Raw genomic sequence first — 19,136 nt, forward strand, 5'->3', positions numbered from 1 at the left:
CTCGCACCACTGCTAAGTCCATTCCGCCCAATTCGCCGGCTATGCCGGATCAGGTGGCATCCAAGTACCACGACCCCAGCTTTTCTCATGCCGTGATTGCGTGGCAAAAACAGCATGGCAGGCATCATTTGCCCTGGCAGCAGAGCCGGGACGCTTATCGCGTCTGGTTGTCTGAAATTATGTTGCAGCAGACCCAGGTGGCGGCGGTGATCCCTTACTATCAGCGGTTTTTAGAGAGTTTTCCGACGGTGTTTGCCTTAGCCGCTGCGCCTGCTGAAGAGGTGATGGCGCACTGGAGTGGCTTGGGCTATTACACCCGGGCGCGCAATTTGCACCAATGTGCCAAGGATGTGGTGGCGAATTATGCCGGGCAGTTTCCGTCAGACCCTGCTTTATTGCAGCAATTACCCGGGATTGGTCGCTCCACTGCGGCAGCGGTGGCGGCGTTCTCTTACGGTACCCGTGCGGCGATTATGGATGGCAATGTCAAACGGGTTTTTGCCCGGGTATTCGGGATTGCCGGTTATCCGGGGATTAAGACGATAGAAGACGATTTATGGCTGCGTGCACAAGCCTTGTTGCCAGAAACGGATATCCAGGCCTACACACAAGGTTTGATGGATTTAGGCGCGACGCTGTGTACCCGCAGCAGCCCTGATTGCCCGCGCTGTCCTTTGCAAGCATCTTGCGTCGCTTATGCACAAGGCCGCACCGCTGAATTGCCAACCCGCAAACCGAAAAAAGAACCAAAAGAAAAGCATACTTTGATGCTGGTGCTACGGCATCAGGGACGAGTCTTGCTGGAGCAACGGCCTGACAGCGGCATCTGGGGCGGCTTGTTATCGCTGCCCGAACTGGACGGCATGCAGGAATTAAATCCCGACAGTCCCATGGGTGATTTGCTGGACTTTAGCAGCACTTTGCCAGAGCAAAGTTTGGCGGCAAAACAAGTAGCAAATCAATTTGGGGAAGTGACAGATATCCGGCAATTGCCAGGATTTTTACATGGGTTTACCCACTTCAAATTACATGCGCAAGTGCTGCAATTTAATCTGGCGCAGCTCGCATCCCAAGTCGCCGAATCGCGTTATGTCTGGCTGGATTTAAGGCAGGTGGGACAAGCCGCTTTACCAGCGCCGGTGAAAAAATATTTACTGGAACTTTGATGCCGGTATTTTGATCCGAGTTTTATGATGTTTCATCGTATTAAAAGAGATTTCATCGCAAGCTTGCCGAATTGAATACGAGCAGTGCAAACTTAGGGTCTGCGCTGCAAAAATCGTAAATAAAAGCTCTTGATCTTGTAGGCTTGCTTTTTACAAATGCCGCAACATCTACAATACTATTTTTAGAAATTTAAAACAGATGAACTCGCTTAACTCCGTCGCTAATCTCAGTTGTCGTATGGGTTTTGGCCTTGCCTTCATGCTGGTGAATTCTGTTGCTACATCAGCTCAATTGTCAGCGCAAGTGTCAGCTGAAGTATCAGCGCAAACTCTTGCTGAAATGACCGCTAGAGTCAAGACCAGCTCTTGCCGTATTGCTGATTATCCGCAAGAGGTGCAATGTGGTCAGATTCAGCGTCCGCTTGACCCTGCTCAGCCCGCAGGTAAAAAAATTACTGTGCATTTCGTTGTGGTGCCCTCGCAAGATAAAAACAAATTAAGTGATGCGGTCTTTGTCCTCGCAGGCGGACCGGGGCAAAGTGCCATCAATGCTGCGGCTTGGGGGAAGACAGTATTAGGGCGTTTAAATCGTCGCCGTGATTTGGTCTTTGTCGATCAGCGCGGGACAGGGCAAAGCGCACCGCTGCAATGTCCAGAGCTAGAGAGCGGTGGCGATCTGGCAGATACCAACGGTACCGTAAAGTTAGCACTTGCTTGCCTGAAGAAGTTGCAGGCCTTGCCCTATGGTGACTTGCGGTTTTTTAGTACCAGCATTGCAGTACAAGATTTGGAGGCAGTGCGGCTTAGCCAGGCTTACGGAAAAATCAATTTGGTTGGTGCATCCTACGGGACGCGAGTCGGCTTAGAATTTTTGCGCCAATATCCACAATCTGTCCGGCGTTTAGTGATTGATGGCGTCGTGCCGCCCGACATGCGCTTGCCTGCTGCCGACGCGCAAAAGGCCCTAGACGGCGTCTTCGCAGATTGTGCTAAAGATGCGCGTTGCAACAAGGCTTATCCTGATCTGGCCGCGCGCTGGAAAAAATTATTAGCGAGTCTGCCGCAATCCACCACGGTAATACATCCACGTCTGGGCAATAAAATCCCGGTCACGATCAGTCGCAATACCTTGCTGAGTTTGGTGCATAAAACTTTGTATGCGCCTACCAGTGCAGCCGCTTTACCCTACGCGTTGACGCAGGCGGAGCAAGCTAATTATGCGCCCCTGATTACCTTAAGCGGCGCACTGGGTTTGCCTTCTCCTTTGGGCATTGCTTATGGTATGCATTTTTCAGTCTGGTGTGGTGAAGCGTATGCACATCCAATATTGAAACCCGCTAGCGATGATTTTGAAAAACTCATGGACGGCATGTATGGGGCGATCTGTACCAATTGGCCGCATGCCGTAATTCCGCCAGCTTTTTATACCATTCCAGTCAGCCCGGCACCGGTTTTGTTGCTCAGTGGCGGCATCGATCCGGTAACCCCTACCCGCCATGGCAACAGCGTCGCTAAAGCGCTTGGTGCAAATGCTCGCCACATCACGATGGACAATGCAGGCCATGGTTTGTTATCGCAAGGATGTGTGCGTGATGTGGTGTATCGCTACTTCAATGCCAAAGAAGATCAGGACGCGATTAAGGTCGATGCGAAATGTGTACACCAGATCCCGCGACCGTTAGCGTGGCAGGTTCCGTCTATTACGCCGACTATTACTTTGCCCACCACGCCGATGCCAGAAACAGTAGCGCCGCAAGGAGCTAAACCATGATCATCGTCCATGATTTACACAAAGCCTTTGTACGTCAGGGTAAGCCAAAATTTGCCTTCAACCTCAATTTTGGTAAGCGTCAGCAAGAAATGGTGAAGGCAGTTGATGGCGTTAGTTTTGCCGCAAGCGATGGCGCGATTACTGGCTTGTTAGGCGCTAACGGTGCCGGCAAAACGACAACTCTGCGTATGGTAGCGTCGCTGCTGGAATCTGATCGTGGCGAGATTACAGTTGACGGTATTAAGGTCAGAGCCGGTCAGCAAGGCACACAATCCAATATGGGTATTTTGTCCGATGCGCGTGGACTGTATCCACGTTTAACCGCACGTGAAAATATTTTTTACTACGGCACCTTGCATGGCATGTCGCGTAGTTTGATTGAACAACGCACTGATCAGCTTGCTCATTGGCTGGAGATGACGGCATTACTGGACCGGCGTACCGATGGATTTAGTCAGGGCGAGAGAATGAAAACTGCTCTAGCGCGGGCTTTAATTCACAACCCTAAAAATATTATTCTGGACGAACCAACCAATGGTCTGGACGTGGTTGCCACCCGGGCACTGCGTGATTTTTTACGCTGGCTAAGGTCACCGGAAGGTGGCGGTAAGTGCATCATTTTTTCTACTCATATCATGCAAGAAGTTGAACGTTTGTGCGATCAGGTAGTGATCGTTGCACAAGGGCGCAATGTGGCGAAAGGCACGGTGGCGGAATTGTTACAGCAAGCGGAGGAGCCGAATTTTGAAGACGCGTTTGTCAAGCTAGCGTTTTTAAATCGTGACACTAATTCAGCAATTAGTTCAGCAACTAAGCCAGCGATTAATTTAGAAATTAATTCAGAAATTAGTTCAGTAATAGCGACTGAGAGGACATACTGATGAAAGCCATGCTTGCTATTTTTCGTAAAGAAATGATGGATGCTATGCGTGACCGCCGTGCCTTGCTCATCGTCATTTTTAGCTCGCTATTTTTAGTGCCAATGCTGCTGGTCATTATGTCCGAGGTCTTGTCGCAAGTGGAGTCGCAAGAAGAGAAAAGATCCGTGTTGGTAGTTGGTATCAACAATGCGCCCAGCTTAGAAAATTTCATTTTGCGCCAAGGTTATAAAGTCAAGCCTGCACCGGCAGATTATGTCGCCAAATCCCGTAGTAAAGAATTGGATCAGCCCGTGTTATTGGTCCCGGATGGTTTCGATGAAAAGCTGGCAGCGGGTCAAAAAGTGACTTTAGAAATCGCCTATGACACGTCGAACAAACAAGCTGAATTTGGTTTACGACCGCTGAAAAGAATTTTAGATGCTTATACCCAGGAAGGCGCGGTGATGAGCTTAATGATGCGGGGTGTATCGCCAGAAATCTTGCAATTGATTGAAGTGAAAGAGCGTTATTTAAGCCGCCCCGAAGAGCGTAAAGACAGCATTACCAGCATGTTGCCGATGGCGATGTTAATGGCAATTTTGATGGGCGGCATGTACGCCGCGATTGACGCCACCGCTGGCGAGCGCGAGCGTGGATCGCTGGAGCCATTGATGATGAACCCAGTCTCTGGATGGCAATTGGCGGTCGGCAAATGGGGCGCGGTGGCGACGGTCAGTATGTTAGTTGTGGTGCTGACGGTACTGAGTTTTTTTCCATCGCAATGGCTGATACGCAATGAGACCTTACGGGCTTTATTCCAGTTCGGGGTCAAAGATGCAATGGGATTCTTATTGGTCTTGTTGCCCTTAGCCGCTAGTCTGGCAGCCGTGCAGGTAGCGATTGCGCTAGATTGTAAAAGCTATAAAGAAGCCCAAGTCCGTAATCAAATGTTTATTCTTGTGGTGAACATGGTACCGATGATGATGTTATTTTCAACCGGACCAGAACCGACCTGGTTCCGCTGGGTTCCGGTACTGGCACAAAACCAGATGATGAATAAAGTCTTAAAAGGCGAGGCCTTGAGCATGGTCGTAACCATGATTGCACTAGGAGTTTGTGTTGCCTTGACGATCGCCAGCTTGTCGTATGTGGCGCAGAAAATGCGGCGTGTGGTGATGGCTTAAGTTTGCATCGCTGTGCTGTCGCCTGCATGGAGTTGCTGAGTTTGTACTTCCGGGCTGCGATGGCAAGCGATAAAAAGAAGATGTGAAAAGTCTTAGTTGAGGCTTAAATTAAGACCTTAGTTGAGAGTAAAGTTAAGACATAAGTTAAGACCGGATTTAATATACTCCTCTATGAATTTCAATAAAATAGCTTATCGGCCAATGATTACATAGGTAATAAATTATACACATGGGGAGTATATTTTTACCCTATACGACGATGTCTGACTAATACTTGCTCAGTTTTCTTAAAATACTCTGCCAGTTTCTCCACCATATAGACTGAACGATGCTGGCCTCCAGTGCAACCAATTGCCACTGTCAGGTAGCTACGATTATCGCTTTTAAACGATGGCAGCCATTTTTCAATGAACCGTCGTATGTCCTCATACAGATCATGCACCATCATTTGCCCGTTAAGATATTCAATTACCGGAAGATCCAGCCCGGTTAACAGGCGCAGCTGAATATCATAATGAGGATTGGGCAACATTCTCACATCAAAAACAAAATCAGCATCCAGCGGTACCCCAATCTTAAATGCAAAAGATTCAAACATCACGACAAGGGGGGCATGCTCAATTTGCACCACGGTTTTCACCCAATCGCGCAAGGTATTTGCACTAAGACTGGAGGTATCGATTACATGCGCTAGCAGTTGGATAGGTGATAGAATTTCTCTTTCTTCCCTTATGCATTCCATTAGGCTAAGCCTGTCGCCCATGGCGTGATCTCTTTGCAAGCGATGAGACAAAGGATGAGTGCGGCGTGTCTCAGAAAATCGTGCGACCAGAGATTCAGTGCTTGCCGTTAAAAACAAGATCTTTACTTCATGTCCCTCATTGCGGAGTGTTTGTATTGTGCTGGGCAAGCTGGTGAGCAAATGCGCGCTGCGCGAATCAATTGCCACCGCGGTGGATTGAATGCCTTCGCTGATTAAGGTGCTGATAAGTCCCGGTAGCAAGCTCGGTGGTAAGTTGTCGACGCAATAAAATCCAGCGTCCTCCACCACGTTCAAGGCGACCGATTTGCCGGAGCCAGAAATACCAGAGATAAGTAAGATGCGCATGATTGCCAAAAAGAGTAGATATTAAACACCCATATTTTGGCATTTAATTCATGTCGCTATGTGACATTTTATCCATTTCAAGTATGAAAATAGTTTATGTGAAACACCATAGCCATATCGCATATCCACATCACAGCTCTATTCGTAATAAATAGGGTCTGCTTCATACCATGTCGTACCAATTTTGCGGATCTGCTAGTGAAATGAAGCAATTAATTAGACTCTTCATTCATGGCACGACGTTGTCTTTCCATAAAATCTTCTAATGTATTGATGCCGCGTAGTTGCAATATGGTGTTGCGTACTGCGGCCTCTAGTAAAACCGCGATGTTCCGGCCGGCAGCGACAGGGATGACAACTTTGCGGATTGGCAATCCCAATACTTCTTGCTTGGGAGAATCAATCGGCAGACGTTCATAATTTTCTTCCAGCGTGCTGCGCTTGACCAGATGCACAATTAGCTTGAGGCGCATCTTGCGACGCACCGCGGTTTCGCCAAAAATTGCTTTGATATCGAGCAGACCAAGGCCACGTACTTCCAGTAAATTTTGTAATAATTCCGGACAGCGACCTTCTATCATATTGGGAGCGATACGCGAAAATTCCACCGCATCATCTGCCACCAGTCCATGACTGCGGGAGATCAGCTCCAGCCCCAGTTCGCTTTTACCCAGGCCAGATTCGCCTGTGATTAATACGCCAACTCCAAGCACATCCATAAACACGCCATGCATAGTCGTGCGTTGTGCCAGCTTTTTGGACAGATAAACGCGTAAAAAATCGATTACCTGTGCAGAAGGTAAGGGGGTAGAAAACAGGGGAATATTATTGTCGTCGCATGTGGCTAGAATCGCTTGCGGCGTTTCTAATCCTTGTGCCACGATCAGTGCCGGTGGCGCACCGGCAATCAATTCTTTAATCAAATTACCGCGTGAATGCGATGGTAATCGATGGAAGTAGGCCAGTTCTTGATGCCCTAGCACCTGAATACGCCCGGGATGTATAAAGTTAAGATGACCAACCTGATCCGCAGAAGAGGTGGCGTCGCCCGTAATTTGTTTGTCACCACCTGAGAATCCGGCAAACCAGCCTAACTGCATTGCATCCCGATTGTCATCAAAGATTTTTTGTATGGTCAGTTCGGTCAGTAGTGGCATGGTAGCTTGATTAAAATCAATGGGTGGGACGTGGACAAGAACGACAACAGAGCGCAATTACCGCAGGTTTGCGCTTTGTTTTACTATGCTAGACAAATTGTGGGTTGGGCTGCCAGGCGATAATTTTTTCATAAATAGCACCAGCACTAGCTTCGCTATTGAGCGTATCCCGAAATGCCTCATTGGATAGCATCTCAGCAACTTCAGACAATATCTCCAGATGTTGCTGCATCACATTGTCCGGCATAAGCAGAAAAATTAAAATACTGACTGCTTGTCCGTCTGGAGACTCGAAAGGAATCGGCTCTGCCAGACGCACGAATGCCGCAATCGGTGCTTTTAATCCCTTGATGCGGCCATGCGGAATAGCAACGCCATGACCAAGCCCGGTTGAACCCAGACGTTCTCTGGCGAACAGGTTATCCGAGACGGTAGAGCGAGCAATACTGCAATTATTTTCAAATAACAGGCCAGCTTGTTCAAAGGCTCTTTTTTTGCTGGACACTTCTAAGTCCAGTAAGACGTTGGAGAGGGGGAGTATTTTCGCAATGTTTGTCATGACGCAAGATCTGTATTTCAGCAAAATGGTGCGATGCACAAGAGGTGCATCTGGCAAATTATAGGCTTCTTTTCTTTGTCTGCCTAATTGACAAAAATACTAACAAAAGCTTTAACAGAAACGCTAAGAGAAATTGTTGAAAAACGGATAAAACTTCTAAAGCAAGCTTAAGACCGCATGACGAAAAGCTTTGGTCAGTTTAGCGGGTATGACTAATTAGCAATTGTTCAAACTCGTCTTTTGGCAGCGGCTTGCTAAAATAATAGCCTTGCATTTCCTGGCAACCAGATTCCGTCAGGAAAAACATTTGCTCTGCTTTTTCTACACCTTCAGCGGTAACACTCATGCCAAGCGCATTCGCCATCGCAATAATGGCGTGCGTCAAAATCACAGAATCCTGATTTTCTGGAATCTCGCGGATAAACGAACGATCAATTTTCAGATTATCAATCGGGAAGCGTTGCAGGTAAGACAGTGACGAGAATCCAGTACCAAAGTCATCCAAAGAAATACTCACACCCAATTTTTTAATCGCTGCAAATACCGGTAACAACAGGTCAATTTCCCCCATTAATAAGCCTTCGGTAATCTCTAGTTGCAACGCATTGGCTGGTAGGCTGGTTTCCTCTAATACCTGATGGATAAACTTCACCAGACCAGGATCTTGGAATTGACGTGGCGAAATATTGACGCTGACGACCAGATCCGGGATGAGGGTGTCGCGCCATACTTTGGTCTGTTTGCAGGATTGTTCTAAAACCCAGCGACCAATAGGCAGAATCAAACCAATTTCTTCTGAAATCGGGATAAAGTCTGTTGGTGGAATCAAGCCAGATTCCGGCATTTGCCAGCGTATCAGTGCCTCTGCGCCCAGTATGCGTGAGGTGCTCAAGCAGACTTTGGGTTGGTAATAAACCAAAAATTCTTCTTCTATTAGCGCACGGCGTAAGTTTTTCTCCAAGGTATAACGATGCTGGGCGCGGACATTCAGTTCGGTAGTAAAGAACTGGTAGTTATTTCGTCCCAGCTCTTTTGCATAATACATGGCGGAATCGGCGCTACGCAGTAAAGTCAATGCATCGTCAGCATCATGCGGAAAAATGCTAATACCAATGGATGTACCGAGATGGTATTCGTTTCCCTCAATAAGGAAAGGCTCACGCATTTGCGCCAGCACCCGCTCGGCTAATTCTTTCAGATGTAAAGCGGTATCAAACGCTTCGGCTACAATCACAAATTCATCGCCGCCTAAACGCGTCAGCATGTCGCTGGTCCGGATGCAGGAATTAAGTCTGGTCGCTACGTCTTTAAGCAGACTATCCCCTGCTGCATGTCCGGCGGTGTCATTCACATTTTTAAAACGGTCCAAGTCCAGAAATAACACGGCCACTTTATGCTGATTATGCTTGGCATTAAACAAAGCATGCTGCAAACGTTGATGGAGTTGGTGCCGGTTCGGCAAGCCCGTCAGTGCATCGTGGGACGCGATATATTGCAACTGGCGCTGAGTTTCTCTGACCTCTGTGGTGTCCGTAAATGAGATCAGGACGGCAGTCGTTGCTTTACTACTGATTTGACTGATCGGTAAAACATTCACGACTAACCAGGCAATAGAACGGTCACGCAGTTCCAGCCCTATAGATAAATTCAGGATAGGTACATTGGTACGAAACACTTTGGAGACTAAATCGTCTCCCATTTTTTGTTCTGTGCCATCTTCGTTGATAATGCGCTTGAAGTAGCGATGACGACGACCAGCATTTTGCGCATCATTCGAATTGATTTTTAAAATTCGCATGGCGCTGGGATTACAAGTCAGAATTTGTCCACCAGGAGCAACCACCATAATACCTTCAGTCAGATTAGTGACGACAGAGCGGTAGCGCTGTTCGCTTTCTTCCAGACTTTGCTCCATGTTTTTTTTGTCGATTGCTAAAGCAATCAGATCGGTCGCATCTTTTATTAATGCTTGCTCATCCTCACTAGGGCTACGTTTGGTGTGGTGGTAAATATCCACCGTTCCGAGCACCACATTAAAAGCCGTGGTGATTGGCACTGACCAGCAAGAGCGCAAGCCATGCTTAAGCGCTAGTTTGCGACCGTGCTCCCAAAGCGGATTATGTGCAATATCGTCCACCACAATAATTCTGTTGTGGTGGATTGCCGCCGGGCCCGATCCATTATGCAAACCAATCGGAAGTGATTCTATGGAGACGCAAAATTCTGCAGGCAGCGATGGCGCTGCGCCTAGTTGCAAGCTTTGATTACGCTCATCAAACATCATGATGGCACATAGAGCCTCATTGTCCAGCAAGCGTTCCATGCGGTCACAAACATCTTGCAAAATATGTGCAAGCGGTTTGTCCAGAGCAATCATTTCGAGAATTTCTTTCTCGTGATGCAAAGCTTCATGGACACGACTAGATTTGTGCCTGGTTACATACTTGAGGGAGTTTGAATCAGAAGTTGCTAAATCAGAGGCGGAGACGTTTTTATTTTCTCGCACCACCAGTTGTATTGCGGCTTTGGATTGATATGAAAAATACGCGCCACGTACATCTACCTGTCGATATTCGCCATCCATTTGTCTACACTGACATATTTGCGTAGCGCAATCTGCTTGTAGTACTAGCTGTTGATCTAGTAAGTGACTTAAAGACTGAGTTGCGGAGTAGGACGCAGACAGAGATGCACCGCTCGGTTCGAATGGAAGCAATAAAAACTCGTTTGCCTTTTTACCCAGAACTTGCGTAGCGGATTCTGCTTTCAACAAAGTAACACCAGCGATGTTGGTATAGACCAACATCTCATCAATAAACACATAAATTGCGTCTGGATGATGTTCTAACAGCGCAGCTTGCCAATCATTGCTATTAGCAATGTCATTTTTCGTACTGCTTAACTTGGCTATGGAACTCACAACAATATGGCTGGGGCTGAAATATTAATTATTGGCTAATGTAACCGATGCACGGCAGTGTCACAACTACTTAAGATCAAATCGGACGAATACCAACAGTACATCACCATTTCCCTTATTTTTTGATAAGCGCGGCACATAAGCCGCCATTATTTTGCTGCTTCTTGTGCCGATTGATGCTACCGGCAATACGATAGGGAATGGAAAATGGTGAAAGTAGTCGGCACGGCTGATCAACAGCGTTGTGTATCCAAGTCCCGCCTCAAGCGACCCCAGAGGTTTCATCCACTGGTAAGCATAGCCCGCCATCAGTTGTGGTTTGTAATGAGAGTCGGTAATGCCTAGTGCATACAAAGATTCTTCATTATCTTTAGCATCCCGGATTTGCTTGCTAAAACCCATACCCCAAGCATCTTCGTTTAATTCGGCAATTCGCTCACGCGTGTAAGTACCCCGGCCATGATGTGCGTAGCCAGAAAGCATAATGGATAAATCTCCTTCGTCCATTATTTTATGTGCTTTAGCTTCCGAGTCAGATTTAAATCGTTGCCACCAGCTCATATCTTCTGCTGATTGAGGTGCTGGCATTATTGCCGCAGCGTTGGCGGATTGCACTTCTGGCGTTTCTAGTGCCATTGCAGGAGCACTTGCGCAGACGCCCACAATACTGAAGTAAAGAAAAAGACTAGTTTTTTTTAAAATAGAGTTCAACATAGTGAGGTAATTAAGATTAAAAATTATTGATATGCCTTAACAATGAGCATTATTGGAGTACCTTACTGGCGTCAATTACTGACGTGCATTTCTAGCGTTGGGAGGCTTCTGACCTGTGCTGAAATTACTACGCCATGGATTAATATCTAGTCCGCCGCGTCTGGTATAGCGCGCATAGACCGATAATTTTTGCGGTTTGCAATGCTGCATGATGTCGCAGAAGATGCGCTCTACGCATTGTTCGTGGAATTCGTTATGGTCGCGAAATCCGATCAGATATTGCAGCAGACTTTCCTGCTCGATTTGTGGTCCTACATAACGGATTTGCACGCTGCCCCAATCCGGTTGTCCGGTCACTAGGCAATTTGATTTGAGCAGATGAGAGACTAAGGTTTCTTCCACTGGTACAGATTCTTGATTAGCTTGTAGCAGGGACGGATTCGGTGTGTAGCTGCTGACCTCAATATCTAACCTGTCCAGTAAACTACCTTCCAACTCAAGCATCTTTAATTGTCCAAACTGTTCTGCCAAGGTCAGTGTGACATGCACCGGCGCACCGAAACCGGCAGACAAATCGGCTTGTAGCAAACTGATTAAAGCATCTGCACCTGCTAACTTGGTTTGATTGAATGAGTTGAGATAGAGCTTAAAGGATTTGGATTCAACAATATTGGGCGAGTCTGCCGGCACGCTGATGGTGGCAATTGCCACTTGGGGTTTGCCACGCAAATTGAGCCACGAGACTTCATAGGCATTCCAGATATCCAGACCAAAAAAGGGCAATGTGCTGTTATGAATGCCAATTTCTTCCCGCTTACCGGCGCGCGCAATCGGAAACAGTAGACTAGCGTCGTACTCCGATTGATAGGTCGCAGGCTTGCCCAACAATGATTGCTCGGGGGAGTGCGGTGCTGGCTTGATCGGTAAATTTTGCTTGGAGTCTGGTTTTGGTTCTGTCATAGCATCAAATTTTGTAAGGTTGGCATCACTATAGATCGTTGAATTAACCCAAAAACAACTGATAGGCTGGGTTGCTGCTTTCATCCCAATAGCGGTAGCCTAGTGAGTTCAGGAACTCTTTGAATGCCTTCATCTCTTTCTTTGGAACCTGCAAACCGACTAAAGTTCGTCCGTAATCTGCACCGTGGTTGCGGTAGTGAAATAAGCTGATATTCCAGTTCGGTGCCATGCTATTTAAAAAGCGCATTAATGCGCCCGGACGCTCTGGAAATTCAAAGCGGTACAGTAATTCATTTTCAGCCAGCGCACTTTTGCCGCCGACCAGATGACGAATATGCAGTTTGGCTAATTCATCATGTGTCAGATCGAGCGTAGGGAAGCCGTGTTTGACAAAATTCCTGGCGATTTTGCTGGAATCGTCCCGGTTACTGACCTGGACGCCGACAAAAATATGCGCGGCCTTTTGATCGCTGATACGGTAGTTGAATTCCGTCACATTGCGTGCGCCGACCAGTTCACAAAAACGGCGGAAACTACCGCGTTCTTCCGGGATCGTCACCGCGAAAACCGCTTCACGTGCTTCACCGACTTCAGCGCGTTCTGCCACAAAACGCAGGCGGTCGAAGTTCATATTCGCGCCGCAAGCGATAGTGACTAAAGTTTCATTCTTCAGCGGTTTTTTGCTCGCTTTGGCGCATTCAATATACGCTTTGCAGCCAGCAACGGCTAAGGCACCGGCGGGCTCTAAAATACTGCGTGTGTCTTGAAATACGTCTTTGATTGCCGCGCAGATTGCGTCAGTATCGACCAGGATGATGTCATCGACCAGCTCTTTGGTGATGCGGAAAGTTTCTTCGCCGACCAATTTGACGGCTGTGCCGTCGGAGAACAGGCCAACGTCGTTTAAAGTAATACGCCTTCCAGCCTTGATACTGCGTGCCATAGCGTCGGAATCAACCGATTGCACCCCGATGACTTTGATGTCCGGGCGCACAGCTTTGACGTAGGCTGCAACGCCAGAAATCAAGCCGCCGCCGCCAATCGCGACAAAAATCGCATGGATAGGCTGTGCATGTTGACGCAAAATTTCCATCCCCACCGTACCTTGCCCGGCGATGACATCAGGGTCATCAAAGGGATGAACGAAAGTCAGTTTCTGCTTCTTTTCCAGCAAAACCGCCTGCGCATAAGCGTCGCTATACGAGTCACCATGCAAGACGATTTCGACATTGCTACCGCCAAACGTACGCACCGCATCTATCTTCACCGGTGGCGTGGTGGTTGGCATCACGATCACCGCTTTGCAATTGAGCTTGGCGGCAGACATCGCAACACCCTGCGCATGATTGCCAGCAGACGCACAAATCACCCCACGTTTTAATTGTGCTGCGGTCAAATGTGCCATTTTGTTGTACGCACCGCGTATCTTAAAGCTGAAGACGCTTTGCATATCTTCGCGTTTAAACAAAATTCGGTTTTCCATGCGAGCTGACAAGCTAGGAGCAAATTCCAGCGGTGTTTCAAATGCCACGTCATAGACGCGGGCTGTCAGGATTTTTTTAAGATAATCGGTCGTCATGGAGGTGATGTTGGAGGTGATTTGACTTAGTCGGGGTAGTAAAAAAGCATAGAAATCATGCAAATAGCGTACAAAAACGATAGTAAATAGCATGTCATTATAATGGATGCCATATTTAAGACACCATAACAGCGCCACAAGAGCGCTGTTTAAGTAGCATCGCGGCACCACGACGGCACCATAACAGCACTACAGACGCACTACAACAGTATCGGATTAGTATGATAGAGGCAGCGATTCATGGTTTATTAAATTTATTGGCACTGCCAGAGGTCGGGTTGACTTCGGTATTTTTGATTAGCTTTATCTCTGCGACTTTATTACCTCTGGGATCAGAACCGGCTGTTTTTGCTGTAATTAAGGCGAATCCCAATTTATATTGGGCGGTAATGTTTGTCGCCACTGTGGGCAATACCTTGGGTGGCGTGGTCGATTATTGGATGGGCTATTACGCTAAAAAAGCGTTTGCCGCGGAACGCGATACCACTTGGTTTCGCTGGCTCCGGCGCTTCGGTGCTAAGACGATGTTACTTGCCTGGTTGCCAGGGATTGGCGATCCGATCTGCACCTTGGCCGGGTGGCTCAAACTCCCTTTTTGGCCCAGCGTGATGTACATGGCCATCGGTAAATTTTTGCGTTACCTACTAATGACCTGGCTATTGCTCAATGTTCCGGATGGTTTCTGGCGTGGACTGGCAGATTTGTTGGCATAAAAATCCTCCTGTCTCACAATAATTTGGTTCGATACCAATTTCAATACCAGTTCAATCCCATTGTCTAAGGCGAAATAATATACTGCTATGTGTATATTATTACGTCCATATGTTTGTTGGACGTTAGGTGGTATTTTCCCACATACTCCCTTTATTTTTCAAAATCTTTCAATAACTCTTCGCCAAATAATCTTAGGAAAAATCAAAATATTCCTCAGTTTGTATGGCTGGTAAGGCGTATTAAGCGTAAGGCTGTTACCGCGTGGTGCGCCGCAATAGGCTAGAATGGTTTGTAATTTCCTAGCATATTTAAATCTGGCGGCCGGGCTTGCATATAATTTTTATGTGATGCCCATGTGATACTCAATTGATACGCATGTAATGCAAATCGATGTATCACTTTGCCGCCCTTGATCAGTCCAAAAGATCCCACTGATGAACGCTCCAGCACAAATTCAAGCTCTACTTTCTGACCTCGCTCCCGGCGCTACGCCTACCCGCGTGCGCGAAATTCCTTATAACTACACATCGTTTTCAGATCGCGAAATTGTGATCCGCCTGTTGGGCGAAGATGCCTGGGATTTGCTGGACAAGCTGCGTGGTAAGCGCCAAACAGGACGTTCTGCCCGTATGCTCTATGAAGTGCTAGGCGATATCTGGGTGGTGCGCCGCAATCCGTATTTGCAAGACGACATGCTGGACAATCCTAAGCGTCGCCAAGCCCTGATCGATGCGCTAAATCACCGTCTGGCGGAAGTGGAAAAGCGTCGCCTCAGCACGATTAATGATGATGACGGCGAGCGCAGCAACAGCGTAGAAATTTTGGTGCAGGCAGCGCGCAAAGCTGTCGCCCAATTCGCCAAAGAATTCCGCGATACCTATGACTTGCGCAAGCGTTCCAATAAGCTGTTGGCAAAATACACTGCAAAAGACAATATCAAATTTGATGGTTTATCCCGCGTGTCGCATGTGACGGATGCCACAGACTGGCGCGTCGAATACCCGTTTGTCGTGCTCACGCCAGATACCGAAGATGAGATGGCGGGGCTGGTCAAATGCTGTATCACCTTGGGTCTGACCATCATTCCGCGCGGCGGTGGCACCGGCTATACAGGCGGTGCGATTCCGCTTACGCCATTGTCAGCGGTGATCAATACCGAAAAATTAGAGCAATTAGGCGCGGTCGAAATGACGATGTTGCCTGGTGTTGATCGTGAATACGCCACGATTTATTCCGGTGCCGGCGTCGTGACCAAGCGGGTCTCGGATGCCGCTGACAAAGCAGGTTTTGTATTTGCAGTTGATCCGACCTCGGCAGAAGCCTCCTGCGTAGGCGGCAATGTCGCCATGAATGCAGGCGGTAAAAAAGCGGTTTTATGGGGCACTGCGCTGGATAATCTGGCCTCTTGGAAAATGGTCGACCCCAACGGCGATTGGCTGGAAGTCACACGACTTGAACACAATCTCGGCAAGATTCATGATGTTGCAGTAGCTAAGTTCAAACTGGAATGGTCTCATCCTGGCGAAAAAACGCCGTTTAAAACCGAGCAGTTAGATATCCCTGGTCGCACTTTCCGCAAAGAGGGTTTAGGCAAAGATGTGACCGATAAATTTCTGGCGGGTTTGCCTGGTGTACAAAAAGAAGGCTGCGACGGTCTGATCACGTCGGCGCGCTGGATTTTGCATAAGATGCCTAAATTTACCCGTACGGTTTGTCTGGAGTTTTTCGGTCAGGCACGGGACGCGATTCCGAGTATTGTCGAGATCAAAGATTATCTTGATGGCTTGCCAAAAAAGGGAGGCGAGAATTTCTCGACCCTGCGTCTGGCTGGCTTAGAACATCTGGACGAGCGCTACCTGCGCGCCGTTGGTTACACCACCAAATCCAAACGTGGCGTCTTGCCCAAGATGGCCTTGTTTGGCGATATTGTCGGCGATGATGAAAACGCTGTAGCGCAGGCTGCATCAGAAGTCGTGCGTATGGCGAACACCCGTGTGGGTGAAGGTTTCGTCGCAGTCAGTCCGGAAGCCCGTAAAAAATTCTGGCTTGATCGCGCTAAAACTGCGGCGATTTCTAAGCATACCAACGCCTTTAAAATTAACGAAGACGTAGTTATTCCGCTGGATCGTATGGGCGAATATACCGATGGTATTGAACGCATCAATATTGAATTATCGATCCAGAATAAGTTGGCGATGCTGGAGCAATTGCAGGCGTTTTTCGTCAAAGGCAATCTGCCGTTGGGTAAAAGCGAAGATGCCGATGGTGACGATATTTCTGCTAACGAATTACTGGAAGATCGCGTATTGCAGGCCAAGAGTTTGCTCGCTGCTACGCATGCACGTTGGACGTATTTATTAACCCAGCTCGACAAACCTTTGCGTGATGCACGGGATGAACTGGTTGCGCTGGAACTGGATAAGCTCGCCTTCGTCTTTGATGAGCGCCTGCAAGTACAAACTGATGCGACGGTATTTAGTATTGTGCAAGACCGGACAATTCGCGTCTCTTGGAAGCAAGAAGTCCGTGCGCATTTACGTCAGATTTTTAATGGCAGCGCGTTTAAATTGATCCTGGATGAATGCAGCGCGATTCATAAAAAAATCTTGCGCAGCCGTGTCTTCGTGGCTTTGCATATGCATGCAGGTGACGGCAATGTGCATACCAATTTACCTGTCAATTCCGACGATTACGAGATGCTGCAAGTGGCGCATCATGCCGTTGCCCGCATCATGGTGCTCGCGCGTTCGTTGAATGGTGTGATCTCCGGCGAACACGGTATCGGCATCACCAAGCTAGAGTTCTTGACGGAAGATGAGATCAAGGATTTCCGCTCGTACAAATTACGGATTGATCCGGAAGGGCGCTTTAACAAAGGCAAATTGCTTAACCTGCCGGAGTTTGCTGCCGACCTGCGTAATGCTTATACGCCGTCATTCGGATTGATGGGGCACGAGTCACTGATCATGCAACAAAGTGATATCGGTGCGATTGCCAATAGTGTCAAGGATTGTCTGCGTTGCGGTAAGTGCAAACCAGTGTGCGCCACCCACGTGCCGCGGGCAAATTTGCTGTACTCACCACGGAACAAAATTCTGGCAACATCCCTGCTGGTCGAAGCCTTTTTGTATGAAGAGCAGACCCGTCGCGGTATCTCGATCAAGCACTGGGAAGAATTTGAAGATGTAGCCGACCATTGCACGGTTTGCCATAAATGTCTGACGCCGTGTCCGGTCGATATTGACTTTGGCGATGTCTCGATGAACATGCGCAATTTGCTGCGTAAGATGGATAAAAAATCCTTTAATCCAGGCACTGCATCAGCGATGTTTTTCCTCAACGCGAAAGACCCTGCGACGATTAAAGCTGCCCGTCAGGTGATTTTTGGCTGGGGTGTTGCGGCACAACGCTTGGGTAATACGGTACTTAAGCAATTAGCGAAAAAACAGACTAAGGCACCGCCGGCATCCTTGGGTAAGCCTGCGATGAAAGAGCAGGTGATTCACTTTATCAATAAGAAAATGCCAGGCAATTTGCCGAAGAAAACGGCACGGGCTTTATTAGATATTGAGGACGATAAAATCATCCCAATCATTCGCGACCCCAAAACTACGACGGCAGATACTGAGGCAGTATTTTATTTCCCTGGTTGCGGATCGGAGCGCCTGTTCTCACAAGTTGGTCTGGCGACCCAGGCGATGTTGTGGAATGTCGGTGTGCAAACCGTGCTGCCACCGGGTTATTTGTGCTGCGGTTATCCGCAACGCAGTGCCGGGCAATTCGACAAAGCCGAGAAGATGATCACAGACAACCGCGTCCTTTTCCACCGGATGGCAAACACGCTGAATTACCTCGATATTAAAACTGTGGTGGTTTCTTGTGGTACTTGCTATGACCAATTGGCGACCTACCAGTTTGATAAAATTTTTCCGGGCTGCCGCATTATCGACATTCATGAATTTTTGTTGGAAAAAGGGATGAAGCTGGAAGGTGTCAATGGTACGCGCTATATGTATCACGACCCTTGCCATACGCCGATGAAGCTACAAGATCCGCTTAAAACCGTGAACGCGCTGATTACGACCATTGATAACGTGAAGATTGAAAAGAACGACCGTTGCTGTGGTGAGGCCGGCACGCTGGCAGTATCGCGGCCGGATATTTCGACGCAAATCCGTTTCCGTAAAGAAGAAGAAATGCTCAAAGGTGCGGATAAATTGCGCGCCGATGGTTTTGCCGGCGATGTGAAAATCCTGACTTCTTGCCCAGCCTGTTTGCAAGGCTTAACCCGCTACGATGAAGACTCCGGCACGACCGCAGACTACATCGTGGTCGAAATGGCCAAACATGTGTTGGGTGACAACTGGTTGCCAGATTATGTGGCGCGCGCCAACAACGGCGGTATCGAACGAGTATTGGTCTGATGGTGAATTTGAATAGAGGG

General features: G+C 48.0%; 13 protein-coding genes. 6 read left to right on the forward strand and 7 right to left on the reverse strand.

The genetic code is table 11. The annotated features are described in order from the left end of the window. Positions 1–41 precede the first annotated feature (41 nt). The 4 genes from mutY (at position 42) to RGU72_RS18750 (ending at position 4,981) form a co-directional block, all read left to right on the forward strand. The gene (mutY, locus tag RGU72_RS18735; protein WP_322121687.1) at positions 42–1,166 is read left to right on the forward strand and encodes an A/G-specific adenine glycosylase; all 1,125 of its coding nucleotides are present in this window, start codon (positions 42–44) and stop codon (positions 1,164–1,166) included. A gap of 199 nt (positions 1,167–1,365) precedes the next feature. Further along, on the forward strand, positions 1,366–2,937 hold the full coding sequence (locus RGU72_RS18740) for an alpha/beta hydrolase (RefSeq protein WP_322121186.1): 1,572 nt from the start codon (positions 1,366–1,368) through the stop codon (positions 2,935–2,937). Continuing rightward, positions 2,934–3,818, forward strand: coding sequence for an ATP-binding cassette domain-containing protein (locus tag RGU72_RS18745; RefSeq protein WP_322121187.1), 885 nt, complete (start codon positions 2,934–2,936; stop codon positions 3,816–3,818). The genes RGU72_RS18740 and RGU72_RS18745 overlap by 4 nt, the downstream gene beginning before the upstream one ends. Then, positions 3,818–4,981: an ABC transporter permease gene (locus RGU72_RS18750; RefSeq protein WP_322121188.1), complete on the forward strand. Its 1,164-nt coding sequence runs from the start codon at positions 3,818–3,820 to the stop codon at positions 4,979–4,981. The genes RGU72_RS18745 and RGU72_RS18750 overlap by 1 nt, the downstream gene beginning before the upstream one ends. A 244-nt stretch (positions 4,982–5,225) precedes the next feature. On the opposite strand, the gene rapZ is transcribed toward RGU72_RS18750, so the two are convergent. From rapZ to ilvA, 7 genes are all read right to left on the reverse strand, one after another. Further along, a complete protein-coding gene (gene rapZ, locus RGU72_RS18755; RefSeq protein ID WP_322121189.1) occupies positions 5,226–6,089 on the reverse strand; it encodes an RNase adapter RapZ in 864 nt (287 codons plus the stop codon). A gap of 212 nt (positions 6,090–6,301) precedes the next feature. After that, on the reverse strand, positions 6,302–7,246 hold the full coding sequence (gene hprK, locus RGU72_RS18760) for an HPr(Ser) kinase/phosphatase (protein WP_322121190.1): 945 nt from the start codon (positions 7,244–7,246) through the stop codon (positions 6,302–6,304). Between the two features lie 88 nt (positions 7,247–7,334). Then, positions 7,335–7,805, reverse strand: a complete 471-nt coding sequence (locus RGU72_RS18765; protein WP_322121191.1) for a PTS sugar transporter subunit IIA — start codon at positions 7,803–7,805, stop codon at positions 7,335–7,337. A gap of 199 nt (positions 7,806–8,004) precedes the next feature. After that, positions 8,005–10,725: a putative bifunctional diguanylate cyclase/phosphodiesterase gene (locus tag RGU72_RS18770; RefSeq protein ID WP_322121192.1), complete on the reverse strand. Its 2,721-nt coding sequence runs from the start codon at positions 10,723–10,725 to the stop codon at positions 8,005–8,007. 66 nt (positions 10,726–10,791) lie between these two features. Then, the gene (locus tag RGU72_RS18775) at positions 10,792–11,439 is read right to left on the reverse strand and encodes a hypothetical protein (RefSeq protein WP_322121193.1); all 648 of its coding nucleotides are present in this window, start codon (positions 11,437–11,439) and stop codon (positions 10,792–10,794) included. 75 nt (positions 11,440–11,514) lie between these two features. Next, entirely contained in the window at positions 11,515–12,399 is an 885-nt protein-coding gene (queF, locus tag RGU72_RS18780) for an NADPH-dependent 7-cyano-7-deazaguanine reductase QueF (protein WP_322121194.1), read from the reverse strand. Between the two features lie 43 nt (positions 12,400–12,442). Then, positions 12,443–13,987, reverse strand: a complete 1,545-nt coding sequence (gene ilvA, locus RGU72_RS18785) for a threonine ammonia-lyase, biosynthetic (protein ID WP_322121688.1) — start codon at positions 13,985–13,987, stop codon at positions 12,443–12,445. A 212-nt stretch (positions 13,988–14,199) separates the two neighbouring features. On the opposite strand from ilvA, the gene RGU72_RS18790 reads away from it, so the two are divergent. Continuing rightward, positions 14,200–14,691 (forward strand): YqaA family protein, encoded by a 492-nt coding sequence (locus RGU72_RS18790; protein WP_322121195.1) that lies wholly within the window; start codon positions 14,200–14,202, stop codon positions 14,689–14,691. 435 nt (positions 14,692–15,126) lie between these two features. Then, a complete protein-coding gene (locus RGU72_RS18795) occupies positions 15,127–19,116 on the forward strand; it encodes an FAD/FMN-binding oxidoreductase (protein ID WP_322121196.1) in 3,990 nt (1,329 codons plus the stop codon). Positions 19,117–19,136: the final 20 nt, after the last annotated feature.

The sequence above is a fragment of the Undibacterium sp. 5I1 genome, from assembly GCF_034314085.1.
Lineage (GTDB): Bacteria > Pseudomonadota > Gammaproteobacteria > Burkholderiales > Burkholderiaceae_D > Undibacterium.